The 20,393-nt window shown below is 65.3% G+C and carries 18 protein-coding genes; 17 read left to right on the forward strand and 1 reads right to left on the reverse strand.

The window, feature by feature from the left end; translation table 11 throughout:
- Positions 1-59 precede the first annotated feature (59 nt).
- From R5H19_RS04410 to R5H19_RS04435, 6 genes are all read left to right on the forward strand, one after another.
- Positions 60-1,304: a cysteine desulfurase gene (locus tag R5H19_RS04410; RefSeq protein ID WP_318157738.1), complete on the forward strand. Its 1,245-nt coding sequence runs from the start codon at positions 60-62 to the stop codon at positions 1,302-1,304.
- A 75-nt stretch (positions 1,305-1,379) separates the two neighbouring features.
- On the forward strand, positions 1,380-2,291 hold the full coding sequence (locus R5H19_RS04415; protein WP_318157739.1) for an acyltransferase: 912 nt from the start codon (positions 1,380-1,382) through the stop codon (positions 2,289-2,291).
- A 1-nt stretch (position 2,292) separates the two neighbouring features.
- On the forward strand, positions 2,293-3,225 hold the full coding sequence (gene panE / locus R5H19_RS04420; protein WP_318157740.1) for a 2-dehydropantoate 2-reductase: 933 nt from the start codon (positions 2,293-2,295) through the stop codon (positions 3,223-3,225).
- 235 nt (positions 3,226-3,460) lie between these two features.
- Positions 3,461-4,009, forward strand: coding sequence for a GNAT family N-acetyltransferase (locus R5H19_RS04425; protein WP_318157741.1), 549 nt, complete (start codon positions 3,461-3,463; stop codon positions 4,007-4,009).
- Positions 4,006-4,320 carry a non-heme iron oxygenase ferredoxin subunit gene (locus R5H19_RS04430; RefSeq protein WP_318157742.1) on the forward strand — a complete coding sequence of 105 codons (315 nt, stop codon included), beginning with the start codon at positions 4,006-4,008 and terminating at the stop codon, positions 4,318-4,320. Before R5H19_RS04425 ends, R5H19_RS04430 begins: the two co-directional genes overlap by 4 nt.
- Positions 4,321-4,374: 54 nt before the next feature.
- Positions 4,375-5,148 (forward strand): type II CAAX endopeptidase family protein, encoded by a 774-nt coding sequence (locus tag R5H19_RS04435; RefSeq protein WP_318157743.1) that lies wholly within the window; start codon positions 4,375-4,377, stop codon positions 5,146-5,148.
- Here R5H19_RS04435 and R5H19_RS04440 read toward each other — a convergent pair.
- Positions 5,122-5,886: a MipA/OmpV family protein gene (locus tag R5H19_RS04440; RefSeq protein ID WP_318157744.1), complete on the reverse strand. Its 765-nt coding sequence runs from the start codon at positions 5,884-5,886 to the stop codon at positions 5,122-5,124. The genes R5H19_RS04435 and R5H19_RS04440 overlap by 27 nt on opposite strands.
- Positions 5,887-6,044: 158 nt before the next feature.
- Here R5H19_RS04440 and R5H19_RS04445 point away from each other — a divergent pair, with 158 nt between their 5' ends.
- The 11 genes from R5H19_RS04445 (at position 6,045) to R5H19_RS04495 (ending at position 20,296) form a co-directional block, all read left to right on the forward strand.
- Entirely contained in the window at positions 6,045-6,746 is a 702-nt protein-coding gene (locus tag R5H19_RS04445; protein WP_318158155.1) for an MtnX-like HAD-IB family phosphatase, read from the forward strand.
- A 47-nt stretch (positions 6,747-6,793) separates the two neighbouring features.
- On the forward strand, positions 6,794-8,197 hold the full coding sequence (locus tag R5H19_RS04450; RefSeq protein WP_318157745.1) for an aspartate aminotransferase family protein: 1,404 nt from the start codon (positions 6,794-6,796) through the stop codon (positions 8,195-8,197).
- Between the two features lie 785 nt (positions 8,198-8,982).
- On the forward strand, positions 8,983-9,615 hold the full coding sequence (locus tag R5H19_RS04455) for a hypothetical protein (protein WP_318157746.1): 633 nt from the start codon (positions 8,983-8,985) through the stop codon (positions 9,613-9,615).
- Between the two features lie 161 nt (positions 9,616-9,776).
- Positions 9,777-11,570: an ATP-binding cassette domain-containing protein gene (locus R5H19_RS04460; protein ID WP_318157747.1), complete on the forward strand. Its 1,794-nt coding sequence runs from the start codon at positions 9,777-9,779 to the stop codon at positions 11,568-11,570.
- A gap of 193 nt (positions 11,571-11,763) precedes the next feature.
- The gene (gene exbB / locus R5H19_RS04465) at positions 11,764-12,540 is read left to right on the forward strand and encodes a tonB-system energizer ExbB (protein ID WP_318157748.1); all 777 of its coding nucleotides are present in this window, start codon (positions 11,764-11,766) and stop codon (positions 12,538-12,540) included.
- Complete coding sequence (gene exbD / locus R5H19_RS04470; protein ID WP_318157749.1) at positions 12,530-12,952, forward strand: TonB system transport protein ExbD; 423 nt, start codon at positions 12,530-12,532, stop codon at positions 12,950-12,952. The genes exbB and exbD overlap by 11 nt, the downstream gene beginning before the upstream one ends.
- A 3-nt stretch (positions 12,953-12,955) precedes the next feature.
- The gene (locus tag R5H19_RS04475; RefSeq protein WP_318157750.1) at positions 12,956-13,750 is read left to right on the forward strand and encodes a TonB family protein; all 795 of its coding nucleotides are present in this window, start codon (positions 12,956-12,958) and stop codon (positions 13,748-13,750) included.
- Entirely contained in the window at positions 13,747-14,340 is a 594-nt protein-coding gene (locus tag R5H19_RS04480; RefSeq protein ID WP_318157751.1) for an RNA polymerase sigma factor, read from the forward strand. Before R5H19_RS04475 ends, R5H19_RS04480 begins: the two co-directional genes overlap by 4 nt.
- Positions 14,341-14,387: 47 nt before the next feature.
- Positions 14,388-15,356 (forward strand): FecR family protein, encoded by a 969-nt coding sequence (locus tag R5H19_RS04485; protein WP_318158156.1) that lies wholly within the window; start codon positions 14,388-14,390, stop codon positions 15,354-15,356.
- 553 nt (positions 15,357-15,909) lie between these two features.
- Entirely contained in the window at positions 15,910-18,543 is a 2,634-nt protein-coding gene (locus R5H19_RS04490; protein ID WP_318157752.1) for a TonB-dependent siderophore receptor, read from the forward strand.
- A complete protein-coding gene (locus R5H19_RS04495) occupies positions 18,497-20,296 on the forward strand; it encodes an ATP-binding protein (RefSeq protein WP_318157753.1) in 1,800 nt (599 codons plus the stop codon). The genes R5H19_RS04490 and R5H19_RS04495 overlap by 47 nt, the downstream gene beginning before the upstream one ends.
- The last annotated feature ends 97 nt before the right edge of the window (positions 20,297-20,393 follow it).

The following is a 20,393-nucleotide window of genomic DNA, read 5'->3' on the forward strand; positions in this document are numbered from 1 at the left end:
GACCGAAGGAAGTCCCTTTGGGGCGAGCAGGGGAGGGAATCCCAACCGGAACCCTCTGCATGAACGCCCAAGCCGCCACCCCCACCGTCTTCGACGTCCAGCGCGTCCGCGCGGACTTCCCGCTGCTGGCGCGCACAGTGCACGACAAGCCGCTGGTGTACCTGGACAACGCCAACACCAGCCAGAAGCCGGAATCGGTGATCGCGGCGGTGAGCGCACACTACCGCCGCCACAACGCCAACGTGTCGCGCGCCGTGCATCTGTTGGGCGAGGAGGCCACCACGGCGTACGAAGGCGCCCGCGACAAGCTGGCCCGCTTCATCAACGCGTCGTCGCGCAACGAGCTGATTCTCACCTCCGGCACCACCCAGGCGACCAACCTGGTCGCCTACAGCCACGCGCTGCCGCAGCTGAAGGCGGGCGACAGCATCCTCACCACGGTGATGGAGCACCACGCCAACATCGTGCCGTGGCAGCTGGTGGCGGCGCGCAGCGGCGCCACGGTGAAGGCGGCGCCGATCGATGCACGCGGCGAGCTGATCGTGGAGAAGTACGTCGAGCTGCTGACGCCAAAGGTGAAGCTGGCCTGCGTCGCCCACGTCTCCAACGTGCTGGGCACGGTCAACCCGGTGCGCGAGATCGCGCGCGAGTGCCGCAAGCGTGGCATCCCGCTGCTGGTGGACGGCTCGCAGGCAGTGCCGCACCGGCCGGTCGACGTGCAGGCCCTGGGCTGCGACTTCTATGCGCTCACCGGTCACAAGATGCTGGGGCCCACCGGCACCGGCGCGCTGTGGGCGCGCAGGGAACACCTGGAAGCGATGCCGCCGTTCTTCGGCGGCGGCGAGATGATCCGCGAGGTCAAATTCTCCGGCACCACCTTCGCCGCGCCGCCGCACAAGTTCGAGGCCGGCACGCCGAACATCGCCGGCTTCGTCGGCCTGGCGGCGGCGATCGACTACTACGACTCGCTCGGCTTCGAGGCGATCCACGCCTGGGAGCAGCAGCTGCTGCACTACGCCACCGAGCGCCTGCGCGAGATCCCGGGTATCCGCATCTTCGGCGAGGCCGCCGAGAAGGAACCGGTGATCTCGTTCCTGCTGGAAGGCGCACAAGCCGGCGACCTGGCGACCCTGCTCGACCTGCAGGGCGTGGCGGTGCGCTCCGGCCACCACTGCGCGCATCCGCTGATGCAGTTCTTCGGCGTGCCCGCCACGCTGCGCGCCTCGCTGGCGTTCTACAACACGCGCGAGGAGATCGACGCGTTCGTGGTGGCCCTGCTCAAGGTGCGCAAGCTGCTGCTGTGAGGTGGCGGAAGGTCGCATGGCCCTGCCGCCGGCGGCGGCATTATGCTTGCCGTTCCGCCCGCCACGACCGACCTCATGCTCGCCAAGTTCCCCGGCCCGATCCGCATCCCGCTGGTCCTGCTGCTGCTCGTCGGCAACATCCTGCTGCACGTCGTGCCGCTGTTCGCGTTCACCCTGGTCAAGGTGATCGTGCCGGTGCGCACCGTGCGGCAGGCCTGCTCGCGCGTGCTGGTGGCGATCGCGGAGAGCTGGATCGGCGTCAACAACCGCCTGTTCGACCTGTTCACCCGTATCCGCTGGCGGGTCGAGGGGCTGGACGGGCTGCGCCGCGACGGCAATTACCTGGTGCTGTGCAATCACCAGAGCTGGGTGGATATCCCGGTGCTGCAGAAGGTGTTCAACCGGCGCATTCCGTTCCTGCGCTTCTTCCTCAAGCAGCAGCTGATCTGGGTCCCGCTGCTGGGGCCGGCCTGGTGGGCGCTGGATTTCCCGTTCATGAAGCGCTACTCGCGGGAAACCCTGCTGCGCCACCCGCAGCTGCAGGGCCGCGACCGCGAGGCCACTCGCCGCGCCTGCGCGAAGTTCAGGCACATGCCGGTGTCGGTGATGAACTTCGTCGAAGGTACGCGCTTCACGCCGGCCAAGCACGACGCGCAGTCCTCGCCCTACCGGCATCTGCTGCGGCCGAAGGCCGGTGGCCTGGCCTTCGTGCTGGACGCGATGGGCGACGCGCTGCACGCAGTCCTCGACGTCACCATCGTCTATCCGGAGGGGCGTCGCACCATGATGGATCTCATTGCCGGCCGCGTGCACGACATCCGCGTGCACGTGCGCGAGCTGCCGATCGACGCCGGGCTGCTGGGCGACTACGACGAGGACGCGGCGTTCCGCGGCCGCGTCAAACTGTGGGTAAATGCGCGGTGGAGCGAGAAGGACGCCTGTTTCACCCGCATGCTGGCGGCGGATGCCGCATCGACGGGAGATTGACATGCGCATTCTGATCGTGGGCGCGGGCGCCACCGGCGGCTACTTCGGCGGCCGCCTGCTTGGGCACGGGCGCGACGTGACATTCCTGGTGCGCGAAAAGCGCGCGGCGCAGCTGGCGCGGCACGGCCTGTCGATCAGGAGCGCCACCGGCGACGCCGACCTGCCCCCGCCGCCCACTGTGCTGGCGAGCGTGCTGCGCACGCCATACGACCTGATCCTGCTGAGCTGCAAGGCCTATGGCCTGGAGCAGGCGATGGCCGACATCACGCCGGCGGTGGGGCCGGACACCGCGATCCTGCCGCTGCTCAACGGCATGCGCCAGCTGGACCTGCTGGATGCGCACTTCGGCGCGGCGCGCGTGCTCGGCGGGCAGTGCGTGATCGCCGCCACGCTGGATGCGGATGGCACTGTGCGGCACCTCAACACTTCGCACAGTCTCACCTTCGGCGAGCGCGACGGCAGCGCGTCCGCGCGCATGCAGGCGATCACGCAGGCACTGTCCGGCGCGGGCTTCGATGCGCGCCCGAGCCGCACGGTGCTGCAGGACATGTGGGACAAGTGGATCTTCCTGGCCACGCTGGCCGGCATCACCTGCCTGATGCGCGGCTCGGTCGGCCAGATCGTGGCCGCACCGGGCGGTGCCGCGGCGGCGCTGGACCTGCTGGAGGATTGCCGCGCAGTGGCGGAACGGTCCGGCCATGCGCCGAGCGCGCAGACCATGCAGCGCGCCCGCAGCGTGCTGACCGAGGCCGGCTCCACGCTGACCGCCTCGATGCTGCGCGACCTGCAGCACGGCCATCCGATCGAAGCCGACCACATCGTCGGCGACCTGCTGGCGCGCGCCGACCGCTCGCGCGACGAACGCTCGCTGCTGGCGACCGTGTATGCCCATCTCAAGGTCTACGAGGCGGGCAGGCAGTCGCCGGCGGCATGACAGCCAGGTTCCATCAGGTGGGCACTACCTGCCGTGCCCGGTCATCGTATTGATGAAGACCGGCGGGCAGTGCCCGCGCCGCCAGGCGCTTCGACAGTCGCGGCGTGCGGGGCCGTGCGGGACGGCCGGGCCGCCGCCCGAGCCGTCGTACCGCGCAGGGCGATGGCCGCACGCGCGGCAGCACGGCTGCTCCAGATCATGGTGGACAAAACCGGCGAGGCCTTATCATCCGCGCATGACTGCACAACCCCCACCCGTGTTCCGCGCGGCGACCCTCGCCGACGTCGATGCCATCGTGGCCCTGGTCGAATCGGCCTACCGCGGCGAGTCCGGCCTGCGCGGCTGGACCACTGAATCGCACCTGCTGGACGGCCAGCGCACCGATGCGGCCGACGTGCGCGCGCTGATCGGGCGGCCCGGCAGCCGCATCCTGTTGGCCGAATGCGATGGCCGGCTGATCGCCAGCTGCCACGTCGAGCGCCAGGGCGAGGCCGGCTATTTCGGCATGTTCGCGGTCGACCCGACCGAGCAGGGTGGCGGCCTGGGCAAGCTGGTGCTGGCCGAGGCTGAGCGTATCGCGCGCGAGGAGTGGCATTGCCGCGGCATGCGCATGACGGTGATCGTGCAGCGCGAGGAGCTGATCGCCTGGTACGGCCGCCGCGGCTACCGGCGTACCGGCGAGTACCAGCCGTTCCCGTACGGCGACGAGCGCTTCGGCATCCCGCGCCGCGACGACCTGCGCTTCGAGGTGCTGCGCAAGGACTTCGACGGGGTCGCCGCATGAACGGCTGGGTCCGGGTCGGCACGCGCAGCGATTTCCTGCCGGGCGAATACAAGGTGGTGTGGGACGGCGACACACCGATCGCCGTGTACAACATCGACGGTGCGCTGTACGCGGTCGAGGACACCTGCACCCATGATGGTGGCGACCTGGCCGGCGGCGAGGTGTTCGGTTTCGAGGTGGAATGCCCGCGCCACGGCGCCCGCTTCGACCTGCGCACCGGCGCGGTGACCAAGCCGCCGGCGTACGAGCCGATCGCCAGCTTCCCGGTGCGCGAGGAAGACGGCGCGATCTGGACCCGCGACGATCGCTGATATCCTGCGCCACCCATCCTTGCCGGCAAGGATGGGTGAAAAAGGGGGTGGCTCATGAACAACCGTTGGCGGGCGGCATCCGTATTCGTCGTGCTTTGGCTGCTGTACCAGTCAGCCGAAGGTGTCGGCTGGCGCTGGCTGCACAGCTTTCCGGTGCAGGCCGGCTTGATGCTTTCCTGCGTGCTGGCGGCATGGCCGCTGTCGCGCTGGCTCGGCTACCGCGGTTACGCGGCGTATGCCCTGGCCGGCGGCAGCGGTTTGCGCTGGTGGTTGCCGGGCGGCCTGCTGCTGGCCGTGCTGGCAAAGTTCGGCGCGGTCAGGCTTGGCCTGCATATGGACGTCTATACGGCCGATACGATGGCATCGACGGGCGCATTCGCCGCGCTGCTGGCTGCATTGCCGCTGCTGTTGCTGTCCACCTTCGTGGCGTCGCTGGCCGAGGACATCCTGACTCGCGGCTTCTGGTATCGCGCTGCCGGTTTGCGCTGGCGCAGCGGCGCGGTGTTCGTGCTGGCTTCCAGCGTGATCTATGTGCTCAACCACATCTACCGACTGGGTAACGGGCCGCTGGAATGGCTGATGCTGTTCTGCTTCGGGCTGGCCTACGCGGCGGCGCTGTGGCGCAGCGGCAGCCTGTGGGGCGCGGTAGGGCTGCACTGGGGCTGGAACCTGGGCAATGGTCTGCTCGCAGTCGTCATGCCGGTGTCGGCGACGAACGCGCACGCGGTCGCCGGGCTTTCGATCGGCGCGCACCTGCTGATGCTGATGCTGGTGCTGGCCATGCCGAAATCGCGCACGGGCTCACAGGCGATAGACGAACGCCAGTGATTCCGACAGCTGCGTGCGCGAGCCGTAGCGGGTGACCAGCGGACTGTCGGCGGCATCGCCGAGCAGACGCCCGTAGACCAGCACCAGCGCCACGCCGGTGCGCCGACTGGTGGGCACGAACAGCTCGTACTCCAGCGAGGCGAGCTGGCTGCCGGCGCCGGGTTGCCATGCCGGCACCGACAAGGCACGCGCGGCCTGCGGGCTGACGCCGAAGAAACGGTTCATTGCCGGCGCGTTCATCGCCTGCCAGCGCAACGTGACGGCATGCTCGAGCAGGCCGGTCGGCGGCGGGTCCCATTCGGCGTACAGTTCCAGATAGGCGCCGGCGCCGTTGATGTCGTGGCTGAGGTTGCCGCCCACGTCGATCTGCCGGGTGAGCTGCCATTCCAGGAAGCCGCCCAGGTTGATCCGCGGCGGCAGCGAGGCGATCTTGCCGCGCAGGCTGCCGAGGTCGTCGCGCGAACGCCCCCACTGGTAATCGCCATGGATGCCGCCGTGCCATGCATCGCCGCGGATCAGATCGATCTGCAGTCCGTCCAGCGTGGAGAAACTGCCGCGCCCGGGAAGGTCGATGTCGAGGTACGGTACCGGTTCGCTGTGCTGGTTCTTGCCACCGGGCCAGCTGGGCATGCGCTGCATGCCGGCACCGACGGCGAACACGTCCGGGTCGGTCGCCGCGATGCAGCCAAGCGGCCATAACAGGCAGGCAGCCAGCAGCAGGCGGGGTCGCAGCGGCAAGGGGCGGTATTTCTGCATGGAGCGGCAGCATAGGGGTTGCCGGCGCGCCTCGGCGGTCGACGCGATGCATGCGCTCAGCATCCGTTCGGAAAGGGGAAAGGGCACCGAAAGACAGCTTGCCTACGCTGCTCGGCAACATCCTGCCATGCGTGCCGACGATGCCTGTTTCCAGCTGGACCATCCTGTGCGATTTCGACGGCACCATTTCGGTCGAGGACGTGATCGACTCGCTGCTCGACCGTTTCGGCCGCCCCGGCTGGGAAGTGCTGGAACAGGACTGGCGCGCCGGTCGGATCGGTTCGCGCGAGTGCATGGCCGGCCAGGTCGAGTTGCTGCAGATGAGCCGCGCCGAACTGGACGAGCATCTGCGCGAGATGTGGATCGACCATGCCTTCCCCGGCTTCGTGGCGAAGGCACGCGAACTCGGCGTGCCGATCCGTGTGGTCAGCGACGGTCTCGATGTCGCGATCCGGCAGATTCTGGAGTGTTACGGCCTGGACGACCTGCCGCTGGCAGCGAACCACCTGGCGCCGGCCACGCCGCCGCAGCAATGGCAGCTGACCTCGCCGTTCCAGGCCGACGGCTGCCGCAGCGGCACCTGCAAGTGCGCGTGCGTGGCGCAGGCCCGCGAGCATGGTGCGAAGACCCTGCTGATCGGTGATGGCGCCTCGGATTTCTGCGCAGCCGACCGCGTCGACTTCGTGTTCGCCAAGCACCGCCTGATCGAGCACTGCCGCGCCGCCGGCATCCCCTACGTGCCGATCACCGGCTTCGAGGACGCGCTCGAATTCCTGCCGCAGCTGCTCGACGGCAGCCTGCCCGAGCGCCTCTCCGTGCCTGCGCTGGCGACGTCGGCCTGACCGGCGCCGGCCAGCACGCTTTCCTCTCTCCCGACTCCGGACTCCCGATGAATGTTTTCGACAAGAACGCTTCCGTGGTGATCGACGACGCCCAGCTGCTCGCCGACGAGGCGAAATACAGCTCGTTCGGCGACACCGTGCACTACGTGGACCCGCCGAAGATCTTCCGCCACGGCGAAGGCAGCTACATGTTCGACACCGCCGGCGTGCCGTTCCTCGACCTGCAGATGTGGTACTCGGCGGTCAACTTCGGCTACGGCAACAAGCGCCTCAATGACGTGCTGAAGAAGCAGATCGACGTGCTGCCGCAGGTGGCCAGCCAGTACCTGCACCAGACCCGCATCGAGCTGGCCAAGACGGTGGCGCTGGACGCGAAGAAGAAGTTCGGCCTGGACGGGCGCGTGCACTTCAATGTGGGCGGCGCGCAGGCGATCGAGGATTCGCTCAAGCTGGTGCGCAACTACAAGAACGGCAAGAGCCTGATGTTCGCCTTCGAGGGCGGCTACCACGGCCGCACCCTGGGCGCCTCGTCGATCACCTCCAGCTACCGCTACCGCCGCCGCTTCGGCCACTTCGGCGAGCGCGCGATGTTCCTGCCGTTCCCGTACCCGTTCCGCCGCCCGAAGGGCATGACCGCCGAGGAGTATTCGGACAGCTGCGTGCACCAGTTCGCGCGCCTGTTCGAGACCGAATACAACGGTGTGTGGGACCCGAAAACCAACCAGTGCGAGTACGCCGCGTTCTACGTCGAGCCGATCCAGGGCACCGGCGGCTACGTCGTGCCGCCGAGGGGTTTCTTCCGGGGTCTGAAGAAGGTGCTCGACCAGTACGGCATCCTGCTGGTGGTCGACGAGATCCAGATGGGCTTCTGGCGCACCGGCAAGCTGTGGTCGATCGAGCACTTCGGCGTGACGCCCGACGTGGTCGTGTTCGGCAAGGCGCTCACCAACGGCCTCAACCCGCTGTCCGGCCTGTGGGCGCGCGAGGAACTGATCAACCCCATCATCTTCCCACCGGGCTCGACCCACTCGACGTTCAACTCCAACCCGCTGGGCACCGCGCTGGGCCTGGAAGTGATCAAGATGGGTTACGAGCTGGACTACGAGAAGACCGTGCCGGTGAAGGGCGCGCACTTCCTCGAAGGCCTGCGCGCGCTGCAGAAGAAGCACAAGGAAATCGGCGACGTCGACGGCCTCGGCCTGGCGCTGCGCGCCGAGATCTGCACCGAGGACGGTTTCACCCCGAACAAGGCGCTGCTCGACAAGATGGTCGACATCGGCCTGGCCGGCGACCTCACGCACAACGGCAAGAAGATCGGCTTGGTGCTCGACGTGGGCGGCTGGTACAAGAACGTGATCACCTTCGCGCCGTCGCTGGACATCACCCACGAGGAGATTGATCTGGCGATCAGCTTGCTGGACCAGTTGCTGACCAAGGCCAAGAAGGGCTGATACCGGTCGCCCATTATGAACGAAAGGCCCGGCGGGAAACCGCCGGGCCTTTTTGCTTTCTCCCGCTCCCTTCGGGGAGAGGCTTGGGATGAGGGAGCGGATGCTCGCGATGAGCTTGACTGCCCGTTTCTCGTCGGGCTTTTGCTTGTGTATTCTCCCAGGCATCAAAGCGGCTTCGGGTGCCTTTCGGGCGTCCGGGCTTCCTCTCTTTCGCGCGCCCACACGGTTGAAGGATGCCTCGGAGACCAGCAGAGAAGCGCGGAAGCCTGACCGTTTATCGCGGTCTGCGATTGAGCTTGTCCCCGATGGCCTGAAGTGCGTCATTGGTGTTGGTGGCAAGATCGCAGCCTCTGGACAGACGCTGTCGCAACGAACCATGGAGGCTCCCGTTGCTGCCCCGTTGCCTGGACGCGCAGGGATCGGCGAAATAGCTGCGCTACCCCACCGCGGCGTCGGTGAGCGTGCATCCGGTGAACTCGCTGCCGTCGCCCCGGGCAAGCATATGCACACGCCGGCGCAAGGGGCTGCGCATGGACGGCTGCTGCTGGCAATGTGTCTGAGGGCACCCGCCTGCGTGGGCGTGATTGCGGTGGATGGCCCAGCCACCCGTTATTCCAGCGGTTCTGCAATCCAACTGGCGGTCCACCTTTCCCGGCATTCAACCTCTCCCCAGGGCCGGGAAAGGTTTTTTTTGCGTGGCGGTTCGCGCCTGCGTCAAGCGGATTGCGGTGACCCCGACTCTGCCCGTTAAGAGTCATGGGAATGGGAATTTGGGGTTTCTAGCGATGTTGACGACGACCGCACGGACGTTCGCCATGGCCTTGGGCATACTGGCTGCCCTGCTTGCGGGATGCAGCAGCGAGCCCGATCCCGAGTTTGGACAGAAACGCGAGCAGCAGCGGGCCGCGAGTTCCAGCGATCCCTATGCGCCTCTGGGTGACGCCACGCGGCCCTATCGCTATTTCCAGGCCAGCGCAGACCAGCGGCAGGCGCGGGTAGTGGGCTATGCGCAGACCCTGCGCAGCAGCTACATGGCATTGCTTCGAAAACTGGATGATGAGGCTGTCCCCCCGGGTCTGGAAGCCATGGGAACGGCATGCAGGATCGCCTACGCGGAAGCGAGCCGGGATCCCGCGGCGGCCGCTGCGCCATCGACGCCAGACAAGGATTCCATGGCCGCGACGCTGGCGTCGCTGGTCCAATGCCGCACCCAGGCCCAGGCTGTCGAGGGGGATGAGCCGGACAAGGCCTATGCCGCGCTGTTGAAGCGCTTCGCTTCGGCCGGCATCGTACTGGTCGGAATGACTGCGGTCGCCACAGGCGACGAGCAGGCGGGCATGCTCGCCTGGCGCAAGGGCGACGCCTGGGTACAAGAGGACAAGCCGGGCTTCGAACTCACCCTCAATGCCTTCCGGTAGCGGCTCCGGCACGACGGCGCGCATCCGCCGTGAAACAGGCCGACTCTATCAAACGGTGTCATTCGCCCGGCCGTGCTTCGCCGATCGCGCGGGTGTGTCGTCGCGCGAAGTGATCCACTCCGTCGCGCAATGCCGCGGCAATTGAAAAAAACGGCAGAGGCATGACGGACGCAAGAACCATCGAGATCGATCCCAAGGATTACCGCATCGATGGCCGCCTGATGCGGCGTATCTGGCGGTTGCTGAAGCCGTACTGGTCGGACCCGAAACATTGGAAATCCTGGGTGCTGCTGAGTTTCGGGATCCTGGTCAGCCCGGCATGGGCCTACTACAACTACCGGGTGGCGCAGATTACCGCCGAGCAGGCCAACCAGTTGGTGGAGCGCAATGCCGAACAGTGGCATGCAATCTTCTGGCTGCTGTTCTTCCTGGGGCTGGGCAGGTGGCTTTACGACGTGGTGCTGAACTTGCTGGAAAAACTGATGCACATGCAGTGGTTTCGCTGGATGAGCGAATGGATGGTGCATCGCTACCTGGCGGACAAGACCTATTACGACATCGCGATGAAGGAAGACATCGACAATCCCGACGAGCGCATCCAGAACAATGTCGACCCATTCATCAGCTCGATACTGGGATTCCCGACCAAGGTCATCGGGACGATTCTTGGCGTCGCCACCAGCACCGCGCTGCTGACCCAGGTCAGCAGCGCCATGACGGGCTTCGTGGTGATGTACTCGATCGTGTCGGTCGTGCTGCAGACCCTGGTCTATTGGCCGCTGATCCGCAAGAACTTCGATGCGGTCGCTGCGGCGGCCGATTTTCGCTTCGGCTTGCTGCGGATACGCGACAACGCGGAAACCATCGCCTTTTTCCGCGGCGAAAACATGGAAAAAGCGCAGGTGTCCAGCCGCTTGCGACGCTTGATCCACAATCAGATGGACATCTACTACTACCAGATGAAGACGGGATTCATCACCCAGATCTTTGGCGAAGTCTGGACGCTGGCGCCTCTGATCCTGATCTATCCGCTTTATTTTGGCGGCAGGATCGAATACGGCACCATCGCTCTGGCCATGACTGCCGCGGCCCAGCTCAGGGGTGCGCTGACGTCCCTGGACAACTACATCCCGATGGTGGCGGGAATCGCCCCGAAAGTGGTGCGCCTGGCGCAGATCGTGGAGCGTTTCGACGAAATGCATGCGCATGCCCGGGCGACCGAGGGGCAGATCGAAATTCGTCGGGGCGACCGCATCGAACTGATCGATACCAGCTTCCAGACTCCTGGGGGCGAACAGCAGCTCGCGCAGAGGGTTTCATTGTCGATCCTGCCAGGCGAAAGCCTGATCATCATCGGGCAGACCGGGGTCGGCAAAAGTTCGATGCTGCGCTCGATGGCGGGCTTGTGGACGCGGGGGGCCGGCGCGATGGTCATGCCGCCGCCGGAAGACGTGATGTTCGTGCCGCAGAAGCCGTACATGATGCTCGGCAATCTGCGCGAACAGTTGTTGTATCCGCACGGTCGCGACGGCATGGATGATGCCGAGATCCAGGAAGTTCTGGAGAAGGTGTGCCTGCCGGAACTGATCGCCAAATCTGGCGGACTGCAGGCGAATTGCGACTGGAGCAAGGTATTGTCGCTGGGCGAACAGCAGCGTGTATCGTTCGCGCGCATCCTGATTTCCAGGCCGAAGTTCGTGTTCCTCGACGAGTCCACCAGTGCGGTCGACATCCGGACCGAGGAGCGCTTGTACGGCACGCTGCTCGACGCGGGGGTGACCTTTGTCAGTGTCGGCCACCGCGAAACCATCCTGCGCTTCCATGATCGCGCCTTGCGGCTGCTGGTCGGGGGCGGCTGGGAAATTGTGGACGCCGCGAACATCGAGACCACACAGGTTCAGCCGTTGGGCGCGGCGCGTGGGCGCGAGGCGGTGTATTCGGTCGGCGTGATGTAGAACCTGTTGCAGGATCGTCGATGCGAATTCCAGTGGTCGAGGCCCGGGGTCGCAGGCATTCGCCTGCCGCCCGATAGCCGGGTCGAGCATGGGGTGTGGTTCGCCCGCCGGGCCAACGGCCATTGCGGTGGTGTCGCATTCGTTCGTTAAGTCGAAAGACAGGCAGCCATTCAATCGAAATCGGGAGACCGTCTTGAGCAGAAACCGCGTTGCAATCGTGTCCGCCTTCCTGCTGCTGACGGCGGCAGCCCATGTGCATGCATCGCCGGTATTGCCGTCGGCCCTGACGGTGGAATCGATGGTGAGCCAGGCGGACTGGGTGGTGAAGGGGGTGATGGCGGTGCTGGTGCTGTCGTCGGTGGCGACGCTGAGCATCTGGATCTACAAGGTCTGGGAAGTGCTGACGCAGCGCCGGGCCATGGCCCGGTCGCTGGTCCTGCTGGCGTCGGCGTCGGGTCTGAGCGAGGTACGGGAGCTGCCGGATACGGCAGCGCAGGCGATGATGCGGCTGGCGCGGCAGGAGGCCGGGCGCTATCCGCCGGCGCAGCGCGGCGGTCATGCCGAGGGGGTCAAGGAACGGGCAGTCGCGCTGATTCAGCGCGTGGAAGCGGGCCAGCAGCGCCGACTGTCGCGCGGCTTGAGCGTGTTGGGTAGCATCGGCGCGGCAGCTCCGTTCATCGGGCTGTTCGGTACCGTGTGGGGAATCATGAACAGCTTCATCGGCATCGCCCAGGCGCAGACCACCAATCTGGCGGTGGTGGCGCCGGGCATTGCCGAAGCGCTGCTGACGACGGCGTTCGGGCTGGTGGCGGCAATTCCAGCAGTACTGGCATACAACGCCGCGGTGCGTGCGGTGGGCGGCTACAGGGTGCGGATGAACGATGCGGCGGCACAGGTGATGTGCCTGCTGAGCCGTGAGTTGGAGGTCGAAGGCGGCACGCGCAAGGTGGGAGTCGTGCATGGGCTTTAAGCTGGCGAGTGAGGACGAGGTGGAAGGCGGCCTGCACGAGATCAACGTCACGCCCTTCATCGACGTGATGCTGGTCCTGCTGATCATCTTCATGGTGGCCGCGCCCCTGGCAACGGTGAGCGTGCCGCTGGAGCTGCCGGTATCGAGCGCGCAAGCGCAACCGGAGCCGGACGATCCGGTGATCGTGAGCGTACAGGCGGACCTGCAAGTCTACGTGGACGACAAGCCGGTGGACCGCTCGGCGCTGGGTCGTGCACTGGACGGCCTGTTGTACGGCAACCGCGAGGCGCAGGTGTTCCTGCGGGCGGACAAGGCGGTGTCGTACGGGGATCTGATGGGCGTGATGGATGCCATGCGCACAGCGGGTTACCGCAAGGTGGTGCTGGTGACGCTGGACCAGGGCGGAGCATAGACCATGATCGAAGCGCCTCGCCCGATGGTGCCGTTTGCGCAGAGTTCCCTGCGTGCGGAGTTGTGGCGCTGGGGCGGTAGCGTGGCGTGCGCCTTGCTGGTGCACGCGACAGCGGCCAGCGCGCTGCTGATGGACTTTGGCAGCGGCCCTGCCGAGCCGGTGACGCCGCCGCTGGCGGCGATGACGGTGGTGCTGGCGCCGTTGCCGGCGGCGCCGGAACAGCGAGTGACCGAGATCCCGCCGGGGCCGGAGCAAGTGGAACAGAAGCAGCCGCCCAAACCGAAGCCGAGGCCACCCAAGCCGTTCGATCCACCGCGGGAGGTGGAGCATCCGCCACCACAGGCGCTGGCCGCCCGACCGAAGGAGGAGCCGCAGCCGGAAATTCCCGTGGCGGCGGAGCGCACCACGGCCGCGCCGTCGAGCCTGGCGACGCGGGAAGATACGCTGCAGGCGCCGATCGAAGGCGCGCCCAGCGATCAGGCGGCCAGTGCGACGCAGACCTGGGAGAACCGGTTGCTGACCCACCTGGAGCACTACAAGCGCTATCCCGGCGCGGCGCAGCAGCGACGACAGGAAGACGTGGTGTACCTGCGCTTCAGCATGGACCGCAACGGTCGGGTGCTGAACTGGAACATCGAGCGTAGCCGCGGCTACGCGCTACTGGACGCGGAAGTGAATGCGCTGATCCTGCGGGCGTCGCCCTTGCCGCCGCCGCCGGCCGAGGTCGGCGGAGAGCGGGTCGAGATGGTGGTGCCGGTGGAGTTCTTCCTGCGGCGTCGCATGGCGGTGGCAGGATGAGATGGTGGCGGCCGCGTGTACAGGCGCCGGTCCAGACCGAGGAAGGGGCTGGCCAGCAGCGTGCGGCGCGACTGACGAGCCAGGAGCTAACGCGGATTTTCCTGGAGATCCAGCCGAGCCTGGAGCGGGTGATCCGGCGCCGGGTGGGCGATGCGCAGGCGGCGCAGGACCTGGCGCAGGATCTGTACCTGCGCTTCCAGCGGATTGCCGAGCAGCTGCCGAACGAGGACGAGGCGCGGCGTTACCTGATGCGCATGGCCACCAATGCCGCCATCGATCATCTGCGTTCCGAAAATTACCGGATGCAATTGCTGGTCGGAGTGCTCACGCTGTTCGACAGGCACGAAAAAGACATCGTGGACCCGACCGCGGATCCTGCGCGGAGCGCGGAAATGCAGGAGCAATACCAGCTGATCGATGCGGGCTTGTCGGCGCTGCCCTCGATCTGCGGGGACATTCTGTACCTCAGTCGTGTCGAAGGCCTGACTCATGCGGAGATCGGCGAAAAACTCGGGCTTTCGAAGAGTTCCATCGAGAAATACATGATGCGCGCCCTCAGAGAGTGTCGCAGGAGGGTCGAGGGGGCATGAACACGAAACGACTATGGCAGGTGGTGCATCGGGATCCCATGGATGACATGGATGGCGGCAACAGCATCGAGGACCAGGCGCTGCAGTGGGTCATGCGCCTCACCTCGGGTGAAATCGAACCCGGAATGCTGGAAGAGTACGAACAGTGGCGCCGTGCGGATCGCGTGCACGAAGCGGCAATCGTCAGTGCGCGCCGCCTGTGGCTGAAGATGGGGACGCCACTGGAAACGCGGTACGACCCGGTGGTGGTCAACCAAACGCGTATGCGAGCGCGCTCCCGCAGCATGCGTTGGAGGCGATCGTTGCAGATGGCGACGGCTGCGCTGCTGGTGCTGGCGATGGGCATGGGCTGGCAATGGCAACGGAATTGGCGCTACGACCAGGTGACGGGCACGGGCGAGCAGCGCACGGTGGCGCTGGCCGACGGCAGCACGCTATGGCTGAACACGGACAGCGCGGTGGACGTGGAGGTGGATACGCATCGCCGGCACGTGCGGCTGATGCGGGGCGAGGCGTTCTTCGACGTCCGGCGGGATCCGGCGCGGCCGTTCACGATCGATGCGGGACTCGGGCAGGTGCGGGTACTGGGCACGGCCTTCGCGGTGCGTCGCGATGGCGACGACGTGGTGGTGACGGTGCAACGCGGCCGGGTGCGGGTAAGCGGTGGCGGTACGGCGCCGGTGGAGATCGTGCCGAACCAGCGGGTACGGGTGCACGCGAGCGATGCGATGAAGCGGGTGGAGCTGGCGGATGCCGAGGACGAGCTGGCCTGGCGCAACGGCCAGTTGGTGTTCGTGGATCGACCCCTGAGCGAGATCCTGGCGGAGGTCGGGCGTTACGATTCACGCATGCTGCTGGTCCGCTACCCGCAGGCCAACCGCGTGCGGATGAGCGCAGTGATCGACCTGGCGCGCCTGGACGAGTGGTATGGCGGTTTGCAGCAATCTTTGCCGGTGAAGGTCACCGAGATCGGCCCGGTGGTGTGGATCGCCTCAGTGAAGCGGCCGGCGAAATAGCCATGCGTGCGCGCTTCCACGGCTGTCTCGTGGAAGCGACCCCGGGAAATTCCGATCGAATCTCCCGACGTCATGCCAGCGAGGCACTTTCCAACGGCCGACCTGTTAGGCGTCGCGCCTCGGCTGCCTGAAGTTCCTTCCCTGCCCGCAGAGAGGCTGGGGGAGGGAGTTCGGCTGAAGCATCCAGATGCTTGGCATGCCGGTGACTCGTCGCTTCGCCCGAACCCTCATCCGGCCCTGCGGGCCGCCTTCATTCGACACATCCATGTGCTTCATCCTGCGAGCGGCGTTCGTCGTGCAAGTCGGCATTTGTCTCTCGGAAGGAGATGGGGCGATCAGCGGATGCTCGGTACTAATCAGAAATTCGCATTGCGGTACCTTCGCGTCTGTCCGTTAGTCCATCGAAGGCAATCGAAGCGGCAGGCGTGGATTGCCTTGGACTATGCACCGGTCGACTGGCCGCTGCGTGGAATCAGGTATCGGGGGGGGGGATTCGATGATTCTTTTTTCTTTTTGCAGGCATGCGGGCATGCCTGGCGCAATGGCTAGGCGCATGGTGAATACGGCATGCGCCGTATGGCTGGTGGCGGGAGCAATGTGCATTGCCGCGACGCCGGCCGTGGCACAGGTCGGGGCGAACAGGACGGAGGTGGCCAGTGCCTCCTTCGACGTACCGGCGGGCGCACTGAATGTGGCCATCGTCCGGTTCGGCAGGCAGTCCGGTCTGCAGTTCAGCGTGGACAGCAAGTTGACGAATGGCAAACGGACGGCGGGCCTCAAGGGGCACTATTCCGCGGAGGACGCACTACGCGCCCTGCTGGCGGGCAGCGGTTTGACCTTCCGCTACACCGGGCCGCGCACAGTGGTGATCGAGAAGCTGCCGGAGACCGGCGACGTGCGTGTGCTGGGGCCATTGAGGGTCGAAGGCAGCGCCGGTACAGGACTTGCGGCCAGCGGCACCAATGGCGTCAACGGAAGTACCGACATCACCGCGACCGAAGGGACAGGCAGCTATACCAGCGGCGCGATGACAGTTGGCACCAAGGCGGCAGCATCCCTCAAGGACACTGCGCAGTCGGTCAGCGTGGTCACGCGCAAGCAGATCGAGGACCAGAACCTGGCCGATGTGTATGAGGTGATGGAACAGATGCCGGGACTCAGCATGGTGACAGGTGCCAATTCGTCGGATATCAATTTTTATTCGCGCGGCTTTGCGGTACAGAAGTTCCAGATCGATGGCGGTGCCCCCATTCGGATGAAGGGCGATAGCTCGTCCAGAGTTTTGCAGCCTGTCCTCGATACGGCCATGTACGATCACGTGGAAGTGCTCCGCGGTGCCGACGGTCTGTTCAACGGCTATGGCGAACCGGGTGGCACCGTCAATCTGATCCGAAAGCGCCCGCTCGATCATCGGCAGTTGATCGTGGAAGGGCAATACGGCAGCTGGAACAACAGGCGCATGATGCTGGATGCCGGCGCGCCACTGGGATTCGGCGGCAAGCTGCGCGGGCGCGCAGTGGCGGCCCAGCAGGATCGTGGGTTTTTCTACAAGCTCGCGGATAGTGACCGCACCACCTTGTACAGCGTGCTGGAGGCGGACCTGCGGCCGGGGACGGTGGTGAGTCTGGGTGCCAGCCATTCAAAATTGCGGGAAGGGAGCCGCTGGGGTGGCCTGCCCCGTTACGAGGACGGTCGGGACCTGGGCTTGCCGCGCGATACCTGCCTATGCCTGCCCTGGTCCGTCGCAAAGACCAGCACGACCGAAATGTTTGCTCGCCTCGATCAGGCTCTTGGCGAGAACTGGTCTTTGAAGGCCAATCTGAGCAAAATGGAACAGAAGAGTTGGTGGAAGAGGGGCGGCGTTGGCGGCGGTGCTGTCAATCCGCTGACCCTGGCCGGCCCCGAAGTGTTTTTCGGGGGTGAGGACTCCAATAACAACCGCCAACTCCTGGCCGACCTGACGCTGGCTGGCGTCACCCACTGGTTCGGGCAAAAACAGGAGTTCGTGTTCGGTGCCAATTCCGCCAATAGCTCGGGCGGAATGTCCACGTCCTACTATCCATATAGCCCCTCCCCTGCGGTCGATGTCTTCAACTTCGACCCATATGACCCCCGTTATGCGGAGCGGACGAATCGCACGCAGGGCACCGTTCGGGGAGGAGGTTATTACGCCATTCAACGTGGTGCTTATGCCAGCATGCGCCTGACCTTTTTCGAGCGTCTACATTTCAGTACCGGCGTGCGGTATAGCGAATTCCGGTCCAATGAGGGCGCTAGAACGGATTATGGAAATCCGAAGCCTCGCAACAAGAAAGACAACAAGACGTACAATCGATCCTGGCCGCCGGCCTCCTACAACCTGTCTTACGATTTCTCGGATGCGGTGACGGCCTATGTCGGCTACACGGACATTTATTCGCCGAATACCAGCTCGGTCGATGAATCCCTGAACCTGATCCCGCCGACCACCGGCAGCAATGTCGAGGCCGGCGTTAAATCCTCGCTGCGTGATGGCCGCCTGAATGCCTCGCTGTCGGCCTATCGGCTGGTGAGAAAAAACTTCCCGCTTCGAGTCGGATACGGCAAGTATGCGGCGACATATGGGGACATCGGTGATGGCATGCATTTTTGCTGCTATATAAATAATCCGAGCAGGGAGCATTTCAGCCAGGGTCTGGATTTGGAACTGAGTGGTGAACTGCTGCCGCGTCTGCAGGTTTCCACCAGTTACACCTGGAATGAAAACAAATATCGTGGCGGGTTTACTACCAGCCAAGAGGGTAAGCCTCTGGTGACTGCGGCGCCCCGGCATCTGTTCAAGCTGTGGGCGGATTACAGCTTCAATCAGGCGGGTTGGCTTGGCCGGCTCAGTCTGGGGGCTGGCGTCTATACCCGCACCAGCGCTTACTACGCAGGTACTGCTTGCATGGAATATCTCACAGACAGCGATGGCAAACCCACATCGGTCTGTAGACCCGGCAGGAAATTGCCCTATGAGTTCACCCAGGGCTACAACGCGGTGTTCGCCGCGCGTGCGGGCTATCGCTTCAATGATGTTTGGCAGGCGGCGCTGAATATCGACAACCTGACCGACCGTCGTTATTACCAGACACCGGGGAGCAGTACCGGCGGCAACTGGTATGCCGAACCGCGCAACTTCATGCTCACCTTGCGCGGTACCTTCTGACGCAACTCCGCATCCGCGCCGTCGCGCGCAAATGTCCCACCTGTTGTTTCTCGGCTGTGCGTTCCGCGCATGGCGCAGCCGGACCTTGGCCCTGCGGCAGTCGATGCGCGCCCCAGGGCCTACCACTCACGCACCGGAAACTCGACACATCGCCATGAACGCCCAACTTCGAACTGCTTCCAACACTGCTCCTTCCACGCCATTGCCGCTGGCGCCCGTGCAAGCGGCGGCCCTGACACGCATGAATCGCGTGCTGGAAGTCTCGCCCATCGTCGCCCTGATGGGCAGTTCCGGTAGCGGCAAGACCACCCTGCTGCAGCACCTCGTCGCCCGCGGCGGTGTGCGCATCAGCATGAACGAGATCGTCGCACAGGCGACCAAACACGATGCCTCGGCATGGGAAGAGGCCGTGCGTGAAGTCATCCTGTCCGCGCTGTCGCAGTCGGACATAGTGCTGATGGACGACCATAATGCCTTGAGCACCGTCGGCAATCGTTCCGGTGCGCATGGCGCTTATTTGAACCATATCGTGATGCGCCATGTGTACGAGCAGGTGACTGGGCAAGGCAAGCACCTGGTGCTGGTCGGGCGCCCCCCGCAGAGCTGGGAATCGGCCGCCGACATCTACGGCGACATGACCGCGACCGTGCAGATCGAGGCCTTCGGTGCCGAGGACTATCTGGCCATCGCCAGCAATCTGCTGGGTGCGGACAGGGTGGCCAACATCGACTTCAGGCTGTTGTACCGCTATGCCGGCATGCTCAATGGTCATCAGTTGCGCACCACCTTCGCGCTGCTGGCCGATACGCCGGACCTCGATGCCGACAAGGTGATCGATTGCTTGGAAGAGTTCGTCGTCAGCAGCAATACGCGCGTGCAGGAAGTCGAGGCGCTGTCGTTCTCCCAACTGCCTGGCGCCGAACACATCATCGATGCGCTGGAAACCAATATCGTGCTGCCGCTGGAGAATCGTGTGCTGGCGCAGAAGATGGGCCTCAAGCCCAAACGCGGCGTGCTGCTGTACGGGCCTCCGGGCACCGGCAAGACCAGCATCGGTCGTGCGTTGGCGCACCGCATGAAGGGCAAGTTCTTCCTCATCGACGGCTCGTTCATCAGCGAGCCGCCAAATGCCTTCTTCCAGAAAGTGCAGAAAGTCGTCGAGGAGGCCAAGGAGAACTCGCCTTCGGTGCTGTTCATCGACGATGCCGATGTGCTGTTCAAGATCGAGCACATCGCCGGTTTGGCTCGCTACCTGCTGAGCCTGCTTGACGGCCTGGAGAGCGAAACCGCCAGCAACGTATGCGTGATGATGACGGCGATGGACGTGAAGAAGATCCCGGACGCGCTGCTGCGCTCAGGCCGCGTCGAGCTGTGGCTGGAGACGATGTCGCCGGACGAGGCCACCCGCGGGCGCATCCTGCAGCGCTGGATGGGTTCGGACCTGCCCGAGTACGAAAAGATCGATTACGCCGCACTGGCGTCGGCCACGGAAGGCTTCACTCCGGCGGACCTGCGCCGGATCGCAGCGGACGCGAAGTCGCTGTACGCGGCGGATCTGGTGCGCAACCGCGAGGCGCAGGCGGCGAACGATTATCTGCAGCGGGCAGTCCACAACGTAGTCAGCGTGCGTGCACGCATGGCTGAGGCGCTGGGCGATGCCAACCTGCTGGTGGGCGAACCGCGCAAGGCGAAGTACGGGTCGGGCGTCGGCGGCGCAGCACAGATGGGAACGTGCCCGGCGCCCGGGTGGTGACGAGGCGCCGACAGTGTGCCTGGCGGCACCCGCCTGTCGTCGGGATCTGATCGCAGTGGGCGGCCTGGCTGCCCGTTGATCCAGTGTTCCGTAACCG

It is taken from the genome of Rhodanobacter sp. KK11 (assembly GCF_033345435.1).
Lineage (GTDB): Bacteria > Pseudomonadota > Gammaproteobacteria > Xanthomonadales > Rhodanobacteraceae > Rhodanobacter.